Raw genomic sequence first — 19,169 nt, forward strand, 5'->3', positions numbered from 1 at the left:
TGGCTGCTTCAACATACTCCGTCATTGCGAGGAGCTCTTGCGACCAAGCAATCCAGACTGTCTCCGCGGACGGATTCTGGATTGCTTCGCTTCGCTCGCAATGACGGTGCAGCTAACACCGCGCCAGCCTCATCGCCCACCATGTCCGGCTGCCGGTCCAGCGCCACCGCGGGCGAGAGCCAAATGACCAGCGCCTGCACGCCGAACACGGCGGCGGCGAGATAGAGGCACGCTTCGGCGCTCCACAGGCCGCCGACGATCGCACCCAGCGCCGAGCCGACCGGACGGGCGCCATAGCTCATGATGTTGATGGCGGAGACGCGGCCGAGCAGGCGAGGCGGCGTCACCGACTGGCGCAGCGTCGTGGTCGAGATCACCCACAGGATCGGCCCGACGCCGAGCAGAAAGAAGCTCAAGGCCGCAAGCCAGGGCGAGGGGACCAGCACCGTCAGCGCCATCACCACCGCCGCGACGAAGCCGGTAACGGGGCCGAGGCCGACGACCGTGCCGAACGCGATGCGCTTCATCACCCGCGTCGCGAACAGCGCGCCGATCACCATGCCGACACCGTACATCGTCAGCACGGTGCCGACGCCGACCGCGTTTAGGCCGAGGTGACGTACGGCATAGGGCACGAACACCGCGATCTGCAGGAACCATCCGGTGTTGAAGATGAACTGGGTGATGAACACCGACCGCAGCAGCGGATGATGAAACACGAAGGCCGCGCCTTCGCGGATGTCCTGAAACGGATGCCGCCGTGGCGCCGGCGTGCGGGCGGGCTCGTAGATGCCGGAGAGCAGCACGACGGCGATCGCGGACAGCGCGGCCGCAAAGCCGAAGGCCGGGCTCGCGCCCCACCACCCGACCAGCGCGCCGCCGAGCGCAGGGCCGCTGGCGAAGGCGATGGTGCGTGCGAGCTCGATCCGCGCATTGGCCGCCGGTAGCAGGTCCGAACTCACCAGCGAGGGCACCAGCGCCGGCGCGGCCACGCTGTAGACGACGGTGCCGCACACGGCGGCAAAGCCGAGCAGCGCCAGCAGCGGCAGATTGAGCGCGCCGAGCGCGAGCAGCAGCACGATCGCTGCAAGGGCCGCGGCCCGCAGCGCCTCGGCGCCCGCCATCAGCGAACGGCGGGAGATGCGGTCGGCCAGCAGGCCGGCGGGGATGGCGAAGAGGACGAAGGGCAGGGTCAGCGCGGTCTGGAGCAGGCCGGTCTGGCCTTCTGCCACGCCGAGCGTCAGCACCGCGACGATGGGGGCCGCGGCCAGCGCGATCTGTTCGGCCGACTGCGCCGCCAAATTGGACCAGGCGAGGCGGTTGAATGTCTCGGGGAGGCGCGGGGGAATTGACATGGCTCGTTTCCTGCAAAGTCGGGTTGGCGCCAGTATCCGCCTCGGGAGGCTCCCAAACCCACCCGCTTCCCGACAGGGGCGACACATAGCGACCGCCGAGGGACCGACGCGGCTAGATGCAGTTGCAAATGAGTTGCAATAAGGCTCGACTTCGGTATTCTCGCCGCATGGATGCTCGCTCTCCCGATCTGACCCGAGATGCTGCCGGCTGGCGCAATGACGCGCCGATGACAAAGAGCCTGGCCGAGGTGAATGCCTCGGTCGCCCTCCCCATCGCGGGGGTGTGGTGGCGGCGCCTGCTCGCCTTCGTCGGCCCGGGCTATCTGGTCTCGGTCGGCTACATGGACCCCGGCAATTGGGCGACGGATCTCGCCGGCGGGTCCAAGTTCGGCTACACGCTGCTCTCCGTCATCCTGCTCTCGAATTTGATGGCGATCCTGCTGCAATCGCTGGCGGCACGGCTCGGCATCGTCACCGACCGCGACCTCGCGCAGGCCTGCCGCGGGACCTATTCGCCGGCCGTGAACTTTCTACTCTGGCTTGCCTGCGAGGCGGCGATCATCGCCTGCGATCTCGCCGAGGTCATCGGCACCGCGATCGCGCTCAAGCTGCTGTTCGGCATTCCCCTGATTGGCGGCGCGCTGATCGCCGCGCTGGATGCCTTTTTGCTGCTCATCCTGATGAATCGGGGCTTCCGTTTCCTCGAAGCCTTCGTCATCGCGCTGCTCGTCGTGATCGCAGTCTGCTTCACCGTCCAGCTTGCCGCGGCAGCCCCGCCGGTCGCCGAGATGCTGAGGGGATTTGTGCCGAAGACCGAGATCTTCACCAACCCCGAAATGCTCTACATCGCGATCGGCATCATCGGCGCCACCGTGATGCCGCATAATCTCTATCTGCACTCCTCGATCGTGCAGACGCGCGCCTATGAGCGCAACGACGAAGGCCGGCGCGAGGCGATCAAATGGGCGACGACGGATTCGACCATCGCCCTGATGCTGGCGCTGTTCATCAATGCCGCGATCCTCGTGGTGGCTGCTGCAACCTTCCACAAGAGCGGCCATTCCGACGTCGCCGAGATCGGCCAGGCCTTCGAGCTGCTGTCTCCGTTGCTCGGCCTCGGCATCGCCTCGACGCTGTTCGCAGTGGCGCTGCTCGCCTCGGGCCTGAATTCAACGGTGACGGCGACGCTCGCCGGCCAGATCGTGATGGAGGGCTTTCTCGACCTGCGCCTGCCGAGCTGGGCGCGGCGGTTGCTGACCCGCGGCATCGCGATCATTCCCGTGATCGTCGTCACCGCGATCTATGGCGAGCGCGGCACGGCTGATCTGCTGGTATTCAGCCAGGTCGTGTTGTCGATGCAATTGCCCTTCGCCGTCATCCCGCTGGTCCGCTTCGTCTCCGACCGCCGCAAGATGGGCAAGTTCGTCATACCGGTATGGGTCGCGGCGATCGCGTGGATCGTCGCCGGCATCATCGTGGTTTTGAACTTGAAGCTGCTCGCGGACACGCTGTTCGGGTGACCACACCACGGCTGTCGTCGTCCGGCTTGACCGGACGACCCAGTATTCCAGAGACAGTAGTGACTGAGCCGAGGCGCCGCGGCGTACTGGATGCCCCGCTTTCGCGGGGCATGACGGAGAGCTAATCCTGCGGCTCGGACGTCGCATCGCCTTGCGCGTCGATGCGCAGCCAACCTGACGGCGCGAGGCGCTGCTGCGGCAGGAAGCGGGCCTTGTAGTCCATCTTCTTGGAGCCCTCGATCCAGTAGCCGAGATAGACGTAAGGCAATCCCTGCCGCCGGGCGCGGGCAATGTGGTCGAGGATCATGAAGGTGCCCATCGAGCGGCTGACTTCGCCCGGCTCGAAGAACGAATAGACCATCGACAGGCCGTCGCTGAGCACGTCGGTCAGCGCCACCGCGATCAACTCCTCGCCGCGGCCGGTGATGCCGCTGTCGGGACCGCGCTTGCGGTACTCGATGATACGGGTCTCGACGTGGCTGTCCTCGACCATCATGGCGTAGTCGAGCACGGTCATGTCGGCCATGCCGCCATGGCGGTGACGGGAATCGAGATAGGCGCGGAACACCGAATATTGCTCGGAGGTCGGCACCGCGCTGCGCTGCTCGCCGATGATGTCGGCGTTGCGCGCGATGACTTTGCGGAAGTTGCGGGAGGGGCGGAACTCGTTGGCGATCACCCGGACCGAGACGCAGGCGCGACACTGGTCGCAGGCGGGACGGTAGGCGATCGACTGGCTGCGACGAAAGCCGCCATGGGTCAGGAGGTCGTTGAGGTCACCGGCGCGCTCACCTACGAGGTGCGTAAACACCTTGCGCTCGTGCCGGCCCGGCAGATAGGGGCAGGGGGAGGGCGCCGTGAGGTAAAATTGTGGGGTGTCGCGCGAGTGCTGGGTCAAGGGACGTCGTGGGCCTCCAAAATGTGCATCAGCATCGCGCTACGAAAGCCCCCGGTCAATCGGTCTACTCGGCAGGTCAGATCGGACAGCATAGCGGGTCCAGGTTGATAGGTTCTTGATCCAGGTTGGTTGATCAGTAGGTCCTTGATCGAAAGGTCGCTGATCAGTAGGTCCTGGCGCCCTGGGGCACCGGCGCACGAACGGAATTGTTGATCACGACCGTTCCCAACAAGAAATCCTGCAGCAAGCGCCTGCGGCCGTTGAAGAGGCCGACCAGGACGACGAAAGGCGACAGGAACGAGACGGTCACCCAGAACAGCACGGCGTGAGTGGCCCCGAGCACGAAATAGCCGGGCGCGCCGTACCAGGTGCGCAACTCAAGATCCATCACGCGCATGCCGATGGTCGCGGACGACGGACCGCCGATGCAGGCGCCGTAATAGACGATGGCCCAGATCACGGAGGCCGGCCAGGCCAGCCAGAACAGCGCCCAGCCGATGCCGAGCGTGACCACGCCGAACACCGCGATGAAGAGGTAGCCGAGGATCACCGGCACCGAGATCACAACCATGTCGATCAGGAAGGCGAAGACCCGCCGCGTCGCAACGCCGCGGAACAGTTCCGGGTGCAGATAGGGATCGTAGGCATGTGGCTGCGCCCCACCGTCATTGCGCCAGGCATTGCCCGAGTCCGAATACGACATGACCATTCTCCCGAGGGAAACTCCCGTGGCAGGACTCCCGTGGAAGGACATGGGAACAGGCCGTCCGCGTGCCAAGGGCGCCGAGATTAACAAGCCGAAATATTCCGGCGATTCGGGGGCGGCGGAGGCGGGAGGAAAGGACGCGGCGCCACACCCTCAGTGTCGTCCTGGCGAAAGCCAGGAGGTGGATTCACACTCGAAGTACAACAGTTGAGAGGAGAAGGCCTCGGCCGGGGTTCTGAAGTCAAGGCATTTGCGCGGGGTGTTGTTGTAGGCGGCAATGGACTGACGGAAGCGCTTGGTTGGGAGCTTTTCGAGGTCGGTCTTTCGGGGGATGAAGCGGCGCAAGCGGCCGATGGCGTTCTCGATGCCGCCCTTTTGCCACGGCGCGTGCGGGTCGCAGAAGAAGGTCTTCATCAAGAGGCTCTGCAAGGAAAGGTGGGCGGCGAACTCGGTGCCGTTGTCGAAGGTGACGGTACGGCGCAGTGCCTCCGGTACGGCTTTGAACAGGCGTACGAGATGGCTAGCGATACCGGCGGCGAACTTGCGTTCGATGGGAACGGCGAGCAGCAGGCGCGAGGTTCGCTGGTGGACGGCCAGGATGGCCTGCCGGTATTTGGAGAACATCATCAGATCGGCTTCCCAGTGGCCCGGGACTTTGCGATCGGCGACCTCGGCAGGCCGTTCTGCCAGCGAAACACGGCCTTCGATGAAGCTTGCGGGGCTCCCGCCTCGTTTGCCGCGGTGGCCTCGCTTGCTCTTGCCCCGAGGCAGATAGCGCCGCCAGGTGAAGTCCGTCGTGCGTGTGATCTGGGCGTAGATGAAGCGGTAGATGCTCTCGTAGGAGATCACCCTACGGCCACGTTCCCGGGCCAGCCTGCCTGCGACCTGTTCGGGTGACCAACCGCGGCTCAAGCCTGCCAAGACCTCGCGGCGCAAGCTGGCGTCCCGCTCGAGGCGAGAGCCCTTCCAGCGCCGCGCCCGGGTCTGCTGCTGAGCATAGCTTGGCTTGTAGCCGACTTGCCTGCCACGGTTCCGCCTCAGCTCCCGAGAGATCGTTGATGGCGGCCGATCCAAAGCTGCCGCGATTTGCCCGACCGAGCCGCCATTGGCCGAAAGGCGGGCAATCTCGCATCGATCGTCAAGGGAGAGCTGTTTGTAAGTCCGCCCCATGGCAACACCTCCAGATGGAAGTGTTGCACTTCGTTTGTGAACTCAGGGGACCCATTACCCCAGGGACAAGCTTGGCGAAAACTGGAAGTTAGTACGTTCGCCGGTATCGATACCGCGTGCTCTCGCTAGATCACCCGGTATGGGTCCTGGCTTTCGCCAGGACGACGATTAGAGACAGGGGCGCTCGGCCTTCGCCGGGACGACCTTGGGGCCTACCCCTGCGTCCGCAGCTTCTCCGCCGCCTTCGGTGCGAAATAACTCAGCACACCGTCGGCGCCGGCGCGCTTGAAGGCGAGCAGGCTCTCCATCATGGCGCGGTCGCCGTCGAGCCAGCCGTTGTTGGCGGCGGCCGCGATCATCGCGTATTCGCCGGACACCTGATAGGCGAAGGTCGGCATCGCGAACGTGTCCTTCACGCGACGGACGACGTCGAGATAGGGCATGCCGGGCTTGACCATCACCATGTCGGCGCCCTCGGCGATGTCGAGCTCGACCTCGCGGAGCGCCTCGTCGGTGTTGGCGCTGTCCATCTGGTAAGTGCGCTTGTCACCGGTGAGCGTCTTGGCCGAGCCGATGGCGTCGCGGAACGGGCCGTAAAAGGCGGAGGCGTATTTTGCGGCATAGGCCATGATCTGCACGTCGAGCAGGCCGGTGCGATCCAGGCCCTCGCGGATCGCGGCAACGCGGCCGTCCATCATGTCGGAGGGCGCGATGATGTCGCAGCCGGCTTCGGCCTGCACCAGGGCCTGACGCACGAGCACAGCGACCGTCTCGTCGTTCAGGATCTTGCCGTCGGAGATCAGGCCGTCATGGCCGTGGCTGGTGAAGGGATCGAGCGCGACGTCGCAGAGAATGCCGATCTCCGGGAATTCCTTCTTGATCGCGCGCACCGCCTGGCAGACCAGATTGTTCGGGTTGGTGGCTTCCGAGCCCTCCTCGTCGCGCAGGGACGGATCGGTGTAGGGAAACAACGCGAGGCACGGGATGGTGAGCTTCATCGCCCGCTCGGCGTCGCGCACGGCCTGGTCGACACTGAGACGCTCGACACCCGGCATCGAGGCGATCTGCTCGCGCTTGTTGTTGCCGTCGATCAGAAACAGCGGCCAGATCAGATCGTCCGTCGTGAGCACGTTCTCGCGCACCATGCGCCGGGCCCATTCGGCCTTGCGGTTGCGGCGCGGGCGGACGGTCAGATCGAGGGCAGGGAAGGCCCCAGTGCCATCCCGGCGCGAGACCTCGCGCAACTCGATCGGACGTCCGTATTTGATCGCCATTACTTTTCCTCCGGCTGGAATTATTCTTATACCAGCTCGCATGGTTCCCGTCACCGCGGGTTGACCTGTCGCAAAAGATGGCAGCCGATTGATTTTGCGGGGCAAAGCAGCCAGAAGGGGGCATGTCCGAGATCTCCACCCGCGATGCGGCCCGCGACAGCACCAGGGATGCCGTCCGAGACAATGCCAGAGACAGCGCCATGTCGGTGGCGGCGATCTCGTCGGAGCGGGCTGAATCCGACGACAATGTCTGGACGCGCCGGCTCGTGCTGTTCCTGCGGGTGATGGCGCTGCTCTCGATCCTCAAGGGCCTCTATCATTGGGCGCAGGTGACGGGCTTCGTGGGCGGCGAGGACGAGGCCTTCGAGAACCAGTCGATGGCCTGGCAGGCCTCGACCATTTACTTCGCCGTGATCGAACTCGTTGCCGCGGTCGGGCTGTGGCTGGCGACGCCTTGGGGCGCCGTGGTGTGGCTGACGACCGTGGTGTCGATGGCGGTGATCGAGCTGATGTTCCCGGGCATCTACGGCGGCAGCCTGGTCGTGGTCGGCGTCGAAGCCTTCATGCTGGCGGCCTATCTCGCGCTCGCCTGGATGGCCGCACGCGAACGACCGCCATAGCAAACTCTCTTGCCCCGACTCTGCGCTCGGCTTCGCTGTGCTGGTCCGGGACACGAGATTGTCGCGCTTGGTTGAAGGTTGGTTGCGTAAAATTCGACGTAAGTTTTCGCTAACCAGCGTGTTCCGCCACAGCTCTTACGCGGCCGTTTCGAAACGGGGCGGGGCTGTTCTGGAATGCGACAATCGGGGCGGACGGAGGGTGAACAGGACCTTGCGAGAGTCAACAGACTGTTGCGAAAAGTGCTTGTGGGACAGGCTTAATCCGCAATTCACTGTCTTAAATTCATGATCTCTTTATTCTCTTATTTAAGCCGATCTTCAAACGAGCCCCTTAAGTTGCACCTATCAGACGGGACACAAGTTTCGTCGAATGAGTGTCGATAAAAACGACAACAGGGGAAGTGTCATGATGAAAGCCGTCGCAACTGCGGCAGATACCGCAGAGCGCGTCTCCGGCCAGCAGGGTTCGGTGCAGACGCTCTATCTGGAAGCTTTGACTCTGGTGGAGCGGCTGCATCGCCGGCTGCTCGACGTCATCAAGGACGAGTTCGATCGCCGCGGCCGTGCGGACATCAACTCGGTGCAGGCGCTGCTGCTCTACAACATCGGCGACAAGGAGCTGACCGCGGGCGAACTGCGCACGCGCGGTTATTACCTCGGCTCCAACGTTTCCTACAATCTGAAGAAGCTCGTCGAGCTCGGCTTCCTCGACCATCAGCGCTCGCGCGTCGATCGCCGCTCGGTGCGCATCCGCCTGACGCCGCAGGGCCAGGAAATCCGCCGCATCGTCGACTCGCTCTACCAGAAGCACGTCAAGACGGTCGAACAGGTCGGCGGCATCTCGGGCGAGGAGTTCTCGACCCTGAACAAATCGCTGCACCGCCTCGAGCGGTTCTGGACCGACCAAATCCTGTATCGTCTCTGAGTTCTTTTCGACGGGACAAGGCCAAGCCGGCCCGCAACAAGACCGGCAAGCCTCCCGAACGTGCCTGAGCTTCCCCGAGCGCGCCGGCCCGGCTGTGTGTCCGGACCGGTGCGTTTTTCCATTTCGCGGTTGCGAAAAAATCCCCGACACCAGGGAACGAGTTCCCGGTTCGATGCTTATCTCCTCCGGATCGGAGGTTGACGATGCTGGTCGAGCGTGGCGTGGGGGTGATGAACGTGGAACTCGTGAGCGAGGCCTACGCCATCGCCGCGAACTATCTTCGCCGCTCCGGCGCGATCCGGGACACCCTCGTCACCGACGAGCGCCTGCTCGAGATCGTCATCAAGTTGCTCCAGCACGGCGAATTCAACAAGATCAGGCTGGCCAACAAGGCCATTGTCAGGTTCGAGGCGCAGTCCGAGGCCAAAGCGGTTGCCTGATCTCAACTCCCAAACGCGGCAAGAACCAGAGGGTGCCATGGAAGCTGCCATCGACCGGATCATGCATACCTACGATTTGCTCGCCAACCGCACGTCCGCGGCGAGCGCGGAGGCGCGGGAAAAGGTCACGAACTACATCACCACCTTGATGGAAGCCGGCGAGAAGGACACCCACAGGTTGACGGTTTGCGGCCTGACCTATCTGCGGCAGCTCGACGGTAGCGTGGATCCCGTGAAGGCGGGGTATACCGGGCTGTAGAGGCCGGCCGCTCGCACCCGCGCGGCCTTTCGAGTCCAAAGCGGACCTTTCCTGGACATGGACGCCGGATACCACCCCGTCGTCCCAATCCTCCAATCCCACCATATCTTGCATAAATCACAGGTCCGACCCGCAAACCCTTGGCCTGTTGCGGGCGATGTGGTAGATCGCGCTCGCCGCTTCCGATCGCCACACCAGACCCGCCCGTAGCCCGCCAAAAGGCTGCGGCGGTGGAGATATTCGCAAGATGACCTTCGCCAAAACCGCCTCCGCGCCCGATTCGTTTTTCACCGCCTCGCTCGAGCAGGCTGACCCGGAAATCGCAGCCGCCATCAAGGGCGAGCTCGGCCGCCAGCGCCACGAGGTCGAGCTAATCGCCTCCGAGAACATCGTCAGCCGTGCCGTGCTGGAAGCGCAGGGTTCGGTGATGACCAACAAATACGCGGAAGGCTATCCGGGCGCGCGCTACTACGGCGGTTGTGAGTGGGTCGACGTCGCCGAGAACCTCGCGATCGATCGTGCCAAGAAGCTGTTCGGCGCCAACTTCGCCAACGTGCAGCCGAACTCCGGCAGCCAGATGAACCAGGCGGTGTTTCTGGCGCTGCTTCAGCCCGGCGACACCTTCATGGGCCTCGATCTCGCGGCCGGCGGCCATCTCACCCACGGCTCCCCGGTCAACATGAGCGGCAAGTGGTTCAAGGCCGCGCACTACACCGTGCGCCGCGAGGACCAGATCATCGACATGGACGCGGTCGCCAAGCAGGCCGAGGAGGTCAAGCCGAAGCTGATCGTGGCCGGCGGCTCGGCTTATTCGCGCGCCTGGGACTTCAAGCGCTTCCGCGAGATCGCGGACAGCGTCGGCGCGTATCTCCTGGTCGACATGGCGCACTTCGCCGGTCTCGTCGCCGGCGGCGTGCATGCCTCGCCCGTGCCTCACGCGCACATCACCACCACCACGACCCACAAGTCGCTGCGCGGTCCGCGTGGCGGCCTGATGCTGTGGAATGATGAGGCGCTGACCAAGAAATTCAACTCGGCGATCTTCCCGGGCCTGCAGGGCGGCCCACTGATGCATGTCATCGCGGCCAAGGCGGTCGCCTTCGCCGAGGCGCTGCGGCCGGACTTCAAGGTCTATGCCAAGAACGTCGTCGAGAACGCCAAGGCTCTGGCGGAGGCGATGAAGGGCCACGGGTTCGACATTGTCTCGGGCGGCACCGATAATCATCTGATGCTGGTTGACCTCCGGCCGAAGGGCCTGAAGGGCAACGCCTCGGAGAAGGCGCTGGTTCGCGCCGCCATCACTTGCAACAAGAACGGCATTCCGTTCGATCCCGAGTCACCGTTCGTCACCTCCGGTATTCGTCTGGGCACGCCGGCTGCGACCACCCGCGGCTTTGGTGTCGCTGAATTCCAGCAGGTCGGCGGCATGATCGCCGAAGTCCTCAACGCGATCGCGCAGTCCGACGACGGCAAGGCGCCGCTGGTGGAAGCCGCGATCAAGGAACGGGTCAAGGTGCTCACCGACCGTTTCCCGATCTATCAGTAAGGCTCAAGAAAACCGGTCAAGGTCAACGGATGCGCTGCCCGAACTGCAACAGTCTCGATACGCAGGTGAAGGACTCGCGTCCGACCGAGGACTCTTCCGTGATACGCAGGCGGCGCGTGTGCGTCGCCTGCAATTTCCGCTTCACCACCTTCGAGCGCGTGCAGCTGCGCGAGCTCACGGTGATCAAGCGCAACGGCCGCCGCGTGCCGTTCGACCGCGACAAGCTGATGCGCTCGGTGTCGATCAGCTTGCGCAAGCGGCAGGTCGAGCCGGAACGGGTGGAGAAGATGGTCTCCACCATCGTGCGCGAGCTCGAGACCGGGGGCGAGGCTGAAATCTCCTCGGAGGTGATCGGCGAGACCGTGATGGAGCATCTGCGCACGCTCGACGACGTCGCCTATGTCCGCTTCGCCTCGGTCTACCGCAATTTCCGCGAGGCCAAGGATTTCGCCGACGTGCTCGGCGAGCTCTCCGGCGAGGAGGAAGCGCGGCTCGCCGCGATTCGCAAATGATCTTCCGCATCCTGGAGGATCAATTCGCGCAGAAGGCGCGCGAGTCCAGAGATGCCGACCGGCGCTTCATGGAGCTTGCGCTGGCGCTCGGCCGGCGCGGGCAGGGAAGTACCTGGCCCAATCCCGCCGTCGGCGCCGTCATCGTCAAGGACGGCGTGATCGTCGGCCGCGGTTGGACCCAACCTGGCGGACGGCCGCATGGCGAGCCTGAAGCGCTGCGGCGCGCAGGCGAGGCCGCGCGAGGCGCCACGCTCTACGTCACGCTGGAGCCGTGCTCGCATTTCGGCAAGTCGCCACCGTGCGCGGACGCCGTGATCGCCGCCGGCATCAAACGCGTGGTGGCCGCGATCGAGGATCCCAATCCGGAAGTCGCCGGTCAGGGCCACGCACGCCTGCGCGCCGCCGGCATCATGGTGGATGTGGGTCTGTGCGCGCGCGAAGCCGCCTTCGATCACGCCGGGCATTTCCGTCGCATCAGGGATCGCCGCCCGCATGTGATCCTGAAGCTCGCGGTCTCGCCCGACGGCAAGATCGGCGCGGCCGGCGGCAAGCCGGTCGCGATCACCGGCGAGGCGGCGCGCAACCGGGTGCATCTCCTCCGCGCGCAAAGCGACGCCATCCTAGTCGGCATCGGCACCGTGCTGGCGGACGATCCGCAGCTCGACTGCCGCCTGCCGGGCATGGCGGTGCGCTCGCCGGTGCGGGTGGTGCTCGACCAGAATCTGCGTATTCCCGGCGCAAGCAGGCTCGTGGGCTCCGCGCGCGAGATTCCGCTGTGGGTGGTGGGTTCTGAACTCGCGGAGGCCGCGGCCGCCACGCGGCTCGGTGCGGCCGGTGCGCAGGTGATCCGCGTGCCGCCCGGCAATGCCTCGGGACTCGATCTTGCGGCCGTGCTGCATGCATTGGCCGGCAAGGGCATCACGCGGCTGATGGTCGAGGGCGGCAGCCGCGTCGCGGCGTCCTTCATCGCCGCGGACCTCGTTGACGAGATCTGGCTGTTCCACGGCGCGGAAGCGGTGGGCGCCGACGGGGTGGATGCGCTCGCTGCATTGCCCCTGTCGAAAATCACGCAGTCGCAGGCCTACAAGGTTCATGCTAGCGAGACCTTCGATCAGGATACTCTCACCATCTACGAGCGCGCGTGATGTTCACCGGCATTGTCACCGATATCGGCGAGATCGTCGGCTTCACGCCGACGGCGCAGGGCCAGTTGCACCGGCTGCGCATCGCCTGCCGCTACGAGCAGACCACCATTGCGGACGGCGCCTCGATCGCCTGCAACGGCGTCTGCCTGACGGTGGTTGCTTCCGGCGTCGAAGGCGGCAAGGACTCTGCTCAAAGGACCTGGTTCGACGTCGATGCCGCGGCCGAGACGTTGGCGCTGACGACCGCAAAGCATTGGAGGGTCGGCACCAGGCTCAATCTCGAGCGTGCGCTCAAGATCGGCGACGAGCTTGGCGGGCATATCGTCGCCGGCCATGCCGATGGCATCGCGACCCTCGTCAGCCGCGAGGACCTGCCCGACATGGCGCGGTTCGAGCTCTCCACGACGCGGGAGCTGGCGCGGTTCATCGCGACCAAGGGCTCGATCACGCTCGACGGCGTCTCGCTGACGGTTAATACGGTGAAGGACGTGACCTTTTCGGTGCTGATCATCCCGCACACCCTGACGGTCACGACGATCGGCGGCTGGAAGGCGGGAGATGAGGTCAATATCGAGGTCGATCTGATGGCCCGCTACGCGGCGCGGCTGACGGAAATGAAGTGACGGCGTCTTTAAACTTGGCTTACCCGCTGGTGGCGACTACATAGCGCCAACCCCTGTGGAACGGATTTGACGATGGCAGACGCGCGGCGCGCACCCCTGAAGGACCAGACCGACGTTTCCGGCGCACGCGCGCTGATCGTCGAGGCGCGGTTCTATGACGATCTCCAGGACGCGATGCTCGAAGGCGCGGTGGCCGAGCTGAAGGCGGCCGGTCTGACCCACGACGTCATCACGGTTCCCGGTGCACTGGAGATTCCTGCGGCGATCGCCATCGCGGTTGACGCCGCGGCGACCAATGGCAAGCCCTATGATGCCGCGATCGCGCTCGGCTGCGTGATCCGTGGCGACACCATCCATTTCGAGATCGTCTCGCAGGAATCCTCGCGCGCGCTGATGGACCTGGCGGTGGCGCGAAAGCTGCCGCTCGGCAACGGCATCCTCACCGTCAACACCGAGGCGCAGGCCTGGGCGCGGGCGCGCGCCAGCGAGCTGAACAAGGGCGGCGATGCCGCGCGGGCCGCGATTGCGATGCTGCGCATAAAGCGCCGGCTGGCGCGGGCTTGATCATGGCCGATAACAACAAGAAGCCGCCGGCCGGCACGGAGAAGAAGGCGAACCGGCGCGGTGCGGCGCGGCTCGCAGCCGTACAGGCGCTGTACCAGATGGATATCGGCGGTGCCGGCATCAACGACATTTTTGCGGAGTTCGAGAGCCACTGGCTCGGCAACGAGGTCGAGGGCGACACATATCTCCCGGCTGAAGCGGCGTTCTTCCGCGACGTCGTCTCCGGCGTCGTGCGCGACCAGAAGAAACTCGATCCGCTGATCGACGAGGCGCTGTCGAAGGGCTGGCCATTGAAGCGCATCGAAGCGATCCTGCGCGCGGTGCTGCGGGCAGGGGCCTACGAATTGGAACACCGCAAGGACGTGCCGGGCCGCGTCGTCGTGTCCGAATATGTCGACGTCGCCAATGCCTTCGTCGACCGCGAGGAGACCGGCATGGTCAACGCGGTGCTCGACCAGATCGGCCGCCAGTTTCGCGGTGACGAGTTCGGGCGGGGGTGAATTGAGGCGCAGGGCGGTGAATTGATGCGATGTGGCTGCCCCATATTCCGCCGTCATCACCCGCGAAGGCGGGTGATCCAGTACGCCGCGGCCTATCGATGTCACACGATCGTCTCTGGAATACTGGATCGCCCGGTCAAGCCCGGCGATGACAGCGAAGTGTGTGGCTGACGCTGATGACAAACCCGCACAATCCCTCCGCCGAAGACTCCCTCATCGCGCGCTACTTCAAGCCGCTGGCGACTGATCCCGGCGCCTTGGGGCTGGTGGACGATGCCGCCATCCTGCAGGCGCTCGGCAGCGACATCGTCGTCACCACCGACGCGGTGGTCGAGGGCGTGCATTATCTTGCCACCGATCCGCCCGATACCATCGCGCGCAAGGCGCTGCGGGTGAACCTGTCCGATCTCGCCGCCAAGGGGGCCGTGCCGGCCGGCTTCGTGCTGACATTGGCGCTGCGCAGCAAGGAAGACGCTTGGCTCAGGCCGTTCGCGGACGCGCTCGGCGAGGATGCGAAAACCTTCGTCTGTCCGCTGCTCGGCGGCGACACGGTGTCGACGCCGGGGCCGCAAATGATCTCGATTACCGCCTTTGGCCGCGTGCCGCAGGGGCGGATGGTCGGCCGCACCGGCGCCCAACCGGGCGACCGTATCCTGGTGACGGGGACGATCGGCGACGCCGCGCTTGGCCTTGACGTGCTCAAGGGCGGCGCGGTCGCGAATGCGCTGGCCTCCGATCCGCACGCGCGCGAGACGCTGATCTCGCGCTATCGCGTGCCGCAGCCGCGCAATGCTCTCGCGCAGTCCGTGCGTGACCATGCGACGGCTGCGATGGATGTCTCCGACGGCCTTGCTGGAGATATGACCAAGCTCTGTGCGGCATCAGGCGTCTCGGCCACGATCGACGTGACGAGCGTGCCGCTCTCGGCCGCTGCCGCCGGCCTGATCGCAGGCAAGGTCGTTTCCGTCGAGACGCTGCTGGCCGGAGGGGACGATTACGAGGTGCTGTGCACCGCTCCGCCAGCGCAAGCCAACGCGCTGATTGCCTTGGGGCGTGCGGCAGGCCTTGCCGTCACGGCCATCGGCACGATCGTCGCGGGCCATGAGCGGCCGCGCTTCCTGGACGGGCAGGGCCAGGAGCTGGTCTTGAAGCGGCTCTCCTACAGCCACTTCTAGGAATTGCTCCAAACCGGCGTCCCGGCTGCCAAGACAGGCTAAATACCTGCCGAGATCGGCTTTTCGGCCTTATCTGGCGTTGCACCCTCAATTTGATTTTGGCAAGGTCGTGACCGACTAAGGCCGCGCCTTCGGGCAAGGAGCGGCCTTCTTCAAAATCAAGGCGCCGCACCGCACGACGGAAAACAAAAGGCGCCGGGGGTACGTTCATCAAGGATCTGAGGCAAAAAATCACATGACAGCATTATGGTTGATTGTGCTCTGCGGAGTGCTTTCCGTCGTCTACGCGATCTGGGCGACGTCTTCGGTGTTGAGCGCGGATGCGGGGTCTCCGCGCATGCAGGAAATCGCGGCAGCGGTGCGCGAAGGCGCCCAGGCCTACCTGCGGCGTCAATACACCACGATCGGGATGGTCGGCATCGTCATCTTCGTGCTGCTTGCCTATTTCCTGGGACTCTACGTCGCGATCGGTTTTGCCATCGGCGCGATCCTGTCGGGGGCGGCCGGCTTCATCGGCATGAACGTCTCGGTCCGCGCCAATGTGCGCACCGCCCAGGCGGCGACCACGTCGCTCGCGGGTGGTCTCGAGCTCGCCTTCAAGGCGGGCGCCATCACCGGCATGCTGGTGGCGGGTCTCGCGCTGCTTGGCGTGACCCTCTATTTCGGCTTCCTGGTCCATTCGCTGAAGCTTGCGCCTGACAGCCGCGTCGTCATCGACGCCATGGTGGCGCTCGGCTTCGGCGCCTCGCTGATCTCGATCTTCGCTCGTCTCGGCGGCGGCATCTTCACCAAGGGTGCGGACGTCGGCGGCGACCTCGTCGGCAAGGTCGAGGCCGGCATCCCCGAGGACGATCCGCGCAACCCGGCCACCATCGCCGACAACGTGGGCGACAATGTCGGCGACTGCGCCGGCATGGCCGCCGACCTGTTCGAAACCTATGCGGTGACCGCGGTCGCCACCATGGTCCTGGCGGCGATCTTCTTCGCCAAGACGCCGATCCTCGCCGACATGATGACGTTGCCGCTCGCCATCGGCGGCATCTGCATCATCACCTCGATTATCGGCACCTTCTTCGTGAAGCTCGGGCCGAGCCAGTCGATCATGGGCGCGCTTTACAAGGGTCTGATCGCAACCGGCGTCCTCTCGCTGGTCGGCATCGCCGGTGTGATCCATTACCTGATCGGCTTCGGCAAGCTCGCCGGCGTCGACTATACCGGCATGGCGCTGTTCGAGTGCGGCGTGGTCGGCCTTGCCGTCACCGCGCTGATCATCTGGATCACCGAATACTACACCGGCACCGACTATCGTCCGGTGAAGTCGATCGCCCAGGCCTCGGTGACCGGCCACGGCACCAACGTGATCCAGGGCCTCGCCATCTCGATGGAAGCGACCGCGCTGCCCGCGATCGTCATCATCGCCGGCATCCTGGTCACCCACAGCCTCGCCGGCCTGTTCGGCATCGCGATCGCGACCGCCACGATGCTGGCGCTCGCCGGCATGGTCGTCGCGCTCGACGCGTTCGGTCCGGTGACCGACAACGCCGGCGGTATTGCCGAGATGGCGGGCCTGCCGAAGGAGGTTCGCAAGTCGACCGACGCGCTCGATGCAGTCGGCAACACCACCAAGGCGGTGACCAAGGGCTACGCGATCGGCTCCGCCGGTCTCGGCGCCCTGGTGCTGTTCGCGGCCTACAACGAGGATCTCAAGTTCTTCATTGCGGACTCCGCGCACCACGCCTACTTCGCCGGCGTCAAACCGGACTTCTCGCTCAACAATCCCTACGTCGTGGTAGGCCTGTTGTTCGGCGGTCTCTTGCCGTATCTGTTCGGCGCGATGGGCATGACCGCCGTGGGCCGCGCGGCGAGCGCGATCGTCGAGGAGGTCCGCCGACAATTCCGCGAGAAGCCGGGCATTATGCAAGGCACCGACAAGCCGGATTACGGCAAGGCGGTCGACCTTCTGACCAAAGCGGCGATCAAGGAAATGATCATCCCCTCGCTGCTTCCGGTGCTGTCACCGATCTTCGTCTACTTCGTGATCTATGCGATCGCGGGGGGCGGGGCGGCCGGCAAGTCGGCGGCGTTCTCGGCGGTGGGCGCGATGCTGCTCGGCGTGATCGTGACGGGCCTGTTCGTCGCGATCTCGATGACCTCGGGCGGGGGCGCCTGGGACAACGCCAAGAAGTACATCGAAGACGGTCATTTCGGCGGCAAGGGCAGTGACGCCCACAAGGCGGCCGTGACCGGCGACACCGTCGGCGATCCCTACAAGGACACGGCCGGCCCGGCGGTGAACCCGATGATCAAGATCACCAACATCGTGGCGTTGCTGCTGCTGGCAGTCCTCGCGCACTGAGGTAGACGTTGCTGAACGAAGACCCCGCGGCGCAGGCCTGCGGGGTCTTTCTTTGCGTGTGTGCTGCCGGAGGCCGGCGCATCATCTGAACATGAAACCCGCCCGGCGGGACGCGGAACGCAACAATCCGGTCATCAGAGCGATCCATCGATGCCGAGGGCGTAAGCCGCCCGAAAATGTGCACCCTACGCGTGCGCACATTTAGGGTTGCTTAACCGGCCGAGTTCTAGAAATACGAGAGACTGTCAGCGGCATCTTAGGGAGCTCCGCAGCACGCGTGTGGTGCTCCGCGCGCGGCGCGCTCTCGACATGCTCAGGGGTTCGCTGCCCGCCGTCCGCGAGAGGGAGGTTCCGTTGCCTGCACGGCCTGTGAACGAGATTGAGCGGGCATTGATGGCGCATCCGGGCGTGGCGGATGCTTTCCTCAGCGCCGAGCCTGGCCACGGCGGTCAGTCCGAGGTCGCTTTCGTCGCAATTGACCCCGATCATCTGAGCGCCGGCAAGGCGAAGCATCTCCAGGCCGAGTCGGATCGCAGAGTTGCGCAATGGCGTCGCGCTTTCGATCAAGCATATCGCCATGACGCCGACGGTGTTGTGCCGTCATTCGTCGGTTGGACCAGCAACTTCACCAACAGGCCCATTCCCGAACCCGATATGGTCGATTGGCTCGATCATACGATCCTGCAAATTCGTGCTCTTGGCGCAAGGCGGTTGTTGGAGATCGGGTGCGGCGTCGGCTTGCTCGTCGAAAAGCTCGCGCCCGGCTGTGACGTATATTGCGGGACCGACCTCTCGCCGGTGGCCGTTCAGCGGCTGCGTGCGTTCGCGCAGTCGAAGCCCGAGCTTCGGCATGTCGAGTTTCTAGAGCGGGAAGCCGCCGATTTGAGCGGCTTGCCGCTGAATTCGTTCGATGCAGTGGTGCTAAATTCGGTCGTGCAATACTTTCCCGGCATCGAATACCTGCACGTAGTCTTGGAGCAAGCCGCAGGCCTAGTGGCTCCTGGGGGGCACATCTTCGTCGGCGACGTTCGTAACCTCGAGCTCCTGCCGGTCTTCCATCGCGAAGCTCAATCCGCGAAAGTTTCGGGAGCCACGGATGCCGCGCTCGCGCGAAAGATCTTCCTGTCGATCGCCCAGGAGCGCGAGTTGGTGATCGCCCCCCGCTACTTTCAGGGCATTTCCGGATCCATCCGGCGGATATCGGGTGCGGAAATCCTGCTCAAGCGCGGATCAAGCTACGAACTGACCCGCTATCGCTATGACGTGGTGCTGCGTGTCGATGGCGAAGCTGCTTCAGCTGGCAGCGAGAACAGCAGCCTCGTGCCGGACATGAAGCAAGGGGCAAGTGAGGGCAGGCCGCTGGCGACCGATCCGATGGCCGCCGCGTTCCTTCAGCATCTCGGCATGGAGCTCGGGGACGTGTTGCAGGCCCAGTTTCCGGACGCGAAATTGCCCGCGGCCGTGATCGCGCTCAACCAGCGAGATTTTGCCGAGATCGTGCAGGCCTCGTCGAACGCGCCGGGCAATCCCGGCGACAATGAATTGATCGAGGCGTCGGTATGACCGCCCATAATCTGGCGC

General features: G+C 64.8%; 19 protein-coding genes. 14 read left to right on the forward strand and 5 right to left on the reverse strand.

Translation table 11 applies throughout. From position 1 onward, the window contains the following. Positions 1-8: 8 nt before the first annotated feature. Positions 9-1,355, reverse strand: coding sequence for an MFS transporter (locus tag BcanWU425_RS18910; RefSeq protein ID WP_231190844.1), 1,347 nt, complete (start codon positions 1,353-1,355; stop codon positions 9-11). A gap of 167 nt (positions 1,356-1,522) precedes the next feature. On the opposite strand from BcanWU425_RS18910, the gene BcanWU425_RS18915 reads away from it, so the two are divergent. After that, on the forward strand, positions 1,523-2,875 hold the full coding sequence (locus BcanWU425_RS18915) for an Nramp family divalent metal transporter (protein WP_018458388.1): 1,353 nt from the start codon (positions 1,523-1,525) through the stop codon (positions 2,873-2,875). Between the two features lie 121 nt (positions 2,876-2,996). Here BcanWU425_RS18915 and BcanWU425_RS18920 read toward each other — a convergent pair whose 3' ends face one another. From BcanWU425_RS18920 to hemB, 4 genes are all read right to left on the reverse strand, one after another. Beyond that, complete coding sequence (locus BcanWU425_RS18920; RefSeq protein ID WP_018458387.1) at positions 2,997-3,773, reverse strand: arginyltransferase; 777 nt, start codon at positions 3,771-3,773, stop codon at positions 2,997-2,999. A 163-nt stretch (positions 3,774-3,936) separates the two neighbouring features. After that, positions 3,937-4,476 (reverse strand): RDD family protein, encoded by a 540-nt coding sequence (locus tag BcanWU425_RS18925; protein ID WP_039800407.1) that lies wholly within the window; start codon positions 4,474-4,476, stop codon positions 3,937-3,939. A gap of 156 nt (positions 4,477-4,632) precedes the next feature. Further along, positions 4,633-5,649 (reverse strand): IS30 family transposase, encoded by a 1,017-nt coding sequence (locus BcanWU425_RS18930; protein WP_204511378.1) that lies wholly within the window; start codon positions 5,647-5,649, stop codon positions 4,633-4,635. 212 nt (positions 5,650-5,861) lie between these two features. Beyond that, positions 5,862-6,923, reverse strand: coding sequence for a porphobilinogen synthase (gene hemB / locus BcanWU425_RS18935; protein ID WP_204511377.1), 1,062 nt, complete (start codon positions 6,921-6,923; stop codon positions 5,862-5,864). A 122-nt stretch (positions 6,924-7,045) separates the two neighbouring features. Between hemB and BcanWU425_RS18940 the strand changes: the two genes are divergently transcribed. From BcanWU425_RS18940 to BcanWU425_RS19000, 13 genes are all read left to right on the forward strand, one after another. After that, complete coding sequence (locus tag BcanWU425_RS18940; protein WP_007611119.1) at positions 7,046-7,543, forward strand: DUF6163 family protein; 498 nt, start codon at positions 7,046-7,048, stop codon at positions 7,541-7,543. 406 nt (positions 7,544-7,949) lie between these two features. Further along, positions 7,950-8,468, forward strand: coding sequence for a transcriptional regulator LdtR (ldtR, locus tag BcanWU425_RS18945; protein ID WP_018456861.1), 519 nt, complete (start codon positions 7,950-7,952; stop codon positions 8,466-8,468). 203 nt (positions 8,469-8,671) lie between these two features. Then, positions 8,672-8,908, forward strand: coding sequence for a hypothetical protein (locus BcanWU425_RS18950; protein ID WP_026233256.1), 237 nt, complete (start codon positions 8,672-8,674; stop codon positions 8,906-8,908). 37 nt (positions 8,909-8,945) lie between these two features. Next, on the forward strand, positions 8,946-9,167 hold the full coding sequence (locus tag BcanWU425_RS18955; RefSeq protein WP_018456859.1) for a hypothetical protein: 222 nt from the start codon (positions 8,946-8,948) through the stop codon (positions 9,165-9,167). Positions 9,168-9,414: 247 nt separating this feature from the next. Continuing rightward, the gene (gene glyA / locus BcanWU425_RS18960; RefSeq protein ID WP_018456858.1) at positions 9,415-10,713 is read left to right on the forward strand and encodes a serine hydroxymethyltransferase; all 1,299 of its coding nucleotides are present in this window, start codon (positions 9,415-9,417) and stop codon (positions 10,711-10,713) included. Positions 10,714-10,742: 29 nt separating this feature from the next. Continuing rightward, positions 10,743-11,225 (forward strand): transcriptional regulator NrdR, encoded by a 483-nt coding sequence (gene nrdR, locus BcanWU425_RS18965; RefSeq protein ID WP_007603426.1) that lies wholly within the window; start codon positions 10,743-10,745, stop codon positions 11,223-11,225. Then, entirely contained in the window at positions 11,222-12,370 is a 1,149-nt protein-coding gene (gene ribD / locus BcanWU425_RS18970; RefSeq protein WP_085357405.1) for a bifunctional diaminohydroxyphosphoribosylaminopyrimidine deaminase/5-amino-6-(5-phosphoribosylamino)uracil reductase RibD, read from the forward strand. The genes nrdR and ribD overlap by 4 nt, the downstream gene beginning before the upstream one ends. Then, complete coding sequence (locus BcanWU425_RS18975; RefSeq protein WP_018456855.1) at positions 12,370-12,993, forward strand: riboflavin synthase; 624 nt, start codon at positions 12,370-12,372, stop codon at positions 12,991-12,993. The genes ribD and BcanWU425_RS18975 overlap by 1 nt, the downstream gene beginning before the upstream one ends. A 72-nt stretch (positions 12,994-13,065) precedes the next feature. Next, on the forward strand, positions 13,066-13,557 hold the full coding sequence (ribH, locus tag BcanWU425_RS18980) for a 6,7-dimethyl-8-ribityllumazine synthase (protein ID WP_018456854.1): 492 nt from the start codon (positions 13,066-13,068) through the stop codon (positions 13,555-13,557). 2 nt (positions 13,558-13,559) lie between these two features. Beyond that, a complete protein-coding gene (gene nusB, locus BcanWU425_RS18985) occupies positions 13,560-14,057 on the forward strand; it encodes a transcription antitermination factor NusB (protein ID WP_007611091.1) in 498 nt (165 codons plus the stop codon). 176 nt (positions 14,058-14,233) lie between these two features. Further along, positions 14,234-15,232: a thiamine-phosphate kinase gene (thiL, locus tag BcanWU425_RS18990; protein ID WP_204511376.1), complete on the forward strand. Its 999-nt coding sequence runs from the start codon at positions 14,234-14,236 to the stop codon at positions 15,230-15,232. 235 nt (positions 15,233-15,467) lie between these two features. Further along, the gene (locus BcanWU425_RS18995; RefSeq protein WP_026233254.1) at positions 15,468-17,588 is read left to right on the forward strand and encodes a sodium-translocating pyrophosphatase; all 2,121 of its coding nucleotides are present in this window, start codon (positions 15,468-15,470) and stop codon (positions 17,586-17,588) included. Positions 17,589-17,942: 354 nt separating this feature from the next. Beyond that, entirely contained in the window at positions 17,943-19,151 is a 1,209-nt protein-coding gene (locus BcanWU425_RS19000) for a class I SAM-dependent methyltransferase (RefSeq protein WP_231190846.1), read from the forward strand. The last annotated feature ends 18 nt before the right edge of the window (positions 19,152-19,169 follow it).

Origin of the sequence: Bradyrhizobium sp. WU425, from assembly GCF_021052305.1 — a bacterium.
Classification (GTDB): Bacteria; Pseudomonadota; Alphaproteobacteria; order Rhizobiales; family Xanthobacteraceae; genus Bradyrhizobium; species Bradyrhizobium canariense_D.

Bases quoted from the DNA above. Each gene is read 5' to 3' on its own strand.
- nrdR (WP_007603426.1), top strand. From the start codon at position 10,743: ATGCGCTGCCCGAACTGCAACAGTCTCGATACGCAGGTGAAGGACTCG.
- BcanWU425_RS18950 (WP_026233256.1), top strand. From the start codon at position 8,672: ATGCTGGTCGAGCGTGGCGTGGGGGTGATGAACGTGGAACTCGTGAGC.
- nusB (WP_007611091.1), top strand. From the start codon at position 13,560: ATGGCCGATAACAACAAGAAGCCGCCGGCCGGCACGGAGAAGAAGGCG.
- BcanWU425_RS18940 (WP_007611119.1), top strand. From the start codon at position 7,046: ATGTCCGAGATCTCCACCCGCGATGCGGCCCGCGACAGCACCAGGGAT.
- glyA (WP_018456858.1), top strand. From the start codon at position 9,415: ATGACCTTCGCCAAAACCGCCTCCGCGCCCGATTCGTTTTTCACCGCC.
- BcanWU425_RS18915 (WP_018458388.1), top strand. From the start codon at position 1,523: ATGGATGCTCGCTCTCCCGATCTGACCCGAGATGCTGCCGGCTGGCGC.
- ldtR (WP_018456861.1), top strand. From the start codon at position 7,950: ATGATGAAAGCCGTCGCAACTGCGGCAGATACCGCAGAGCGCGTCTCC.
- BcanWU425_RS18975 (WP_018456855.1), top strand. From the start codon at position 12,370: ATGTTCACCGGCATTGTCACCGATATCGGCGAGATCGTCGGCTTCACG.
- ribD (WP_085357405.1), top strand. From the start codon at position 11,222: ATGATCTTCCGCATCCTGGAGGATCAATTCGCGCAGAAGGCGCGCGAG.
- hemB (WP_204511377.1), bottom strand. From the start codon at position 6,923: ATGGCGATCAAATACGGACGTCCGATCGAGTTGCGCGAGGTCTCGCGC.
- BcanWU425_RS18925 (WP_039800407.1), bottom strand. From the start codon at position 4,476: ATGTCGTATTCGGACTCGGGCAATGCCTGGCGCAATGACGGTGGGGCG.
- BcanWU425_RS18995 (WP_026233254.1), top strand. From the start codon at position 15,468: ATGACAGCATTATGGTTGATTGTGCTCTGCGGAGTGCTTTCCGTCGTC.
- BcanWU425_RS18930 (WP_204511378.1), bottom strand. From the start codon at position 5,649: ATGGGGCGGACTTACAAACAGCTCTCCCTTGACGATCGATGCGAGATT.
- BcanWU425_RS18910 (WP_231190844.1), bottom strand. From the start codon at position 1,355: ATGTCAATTCCCCCGCGCCTCCCCGAGACATTCAACCGCCTCGCCTGG.
- ribH (WP_018456854.1), top strand. From the start codon at position 13,066: ATGGCAGACGCGCGGCGCGCACCCCTGAAGGACCAGACCGACGTTTCC.
- thiL (WP_204511376.1), top strand. From the start codon at position 14,234: ATGACAAACCCGCACAATCCCTCCGCCGAAGACTCCCTCATCGCGCGC.
- BcanWU425_RS18955 (WP_018456859.1), top strand. From the start codon at position 8,946: ATGGAAGCTGCCATCGACCGGATCATGCATACCTACGATTTGCTCGCC.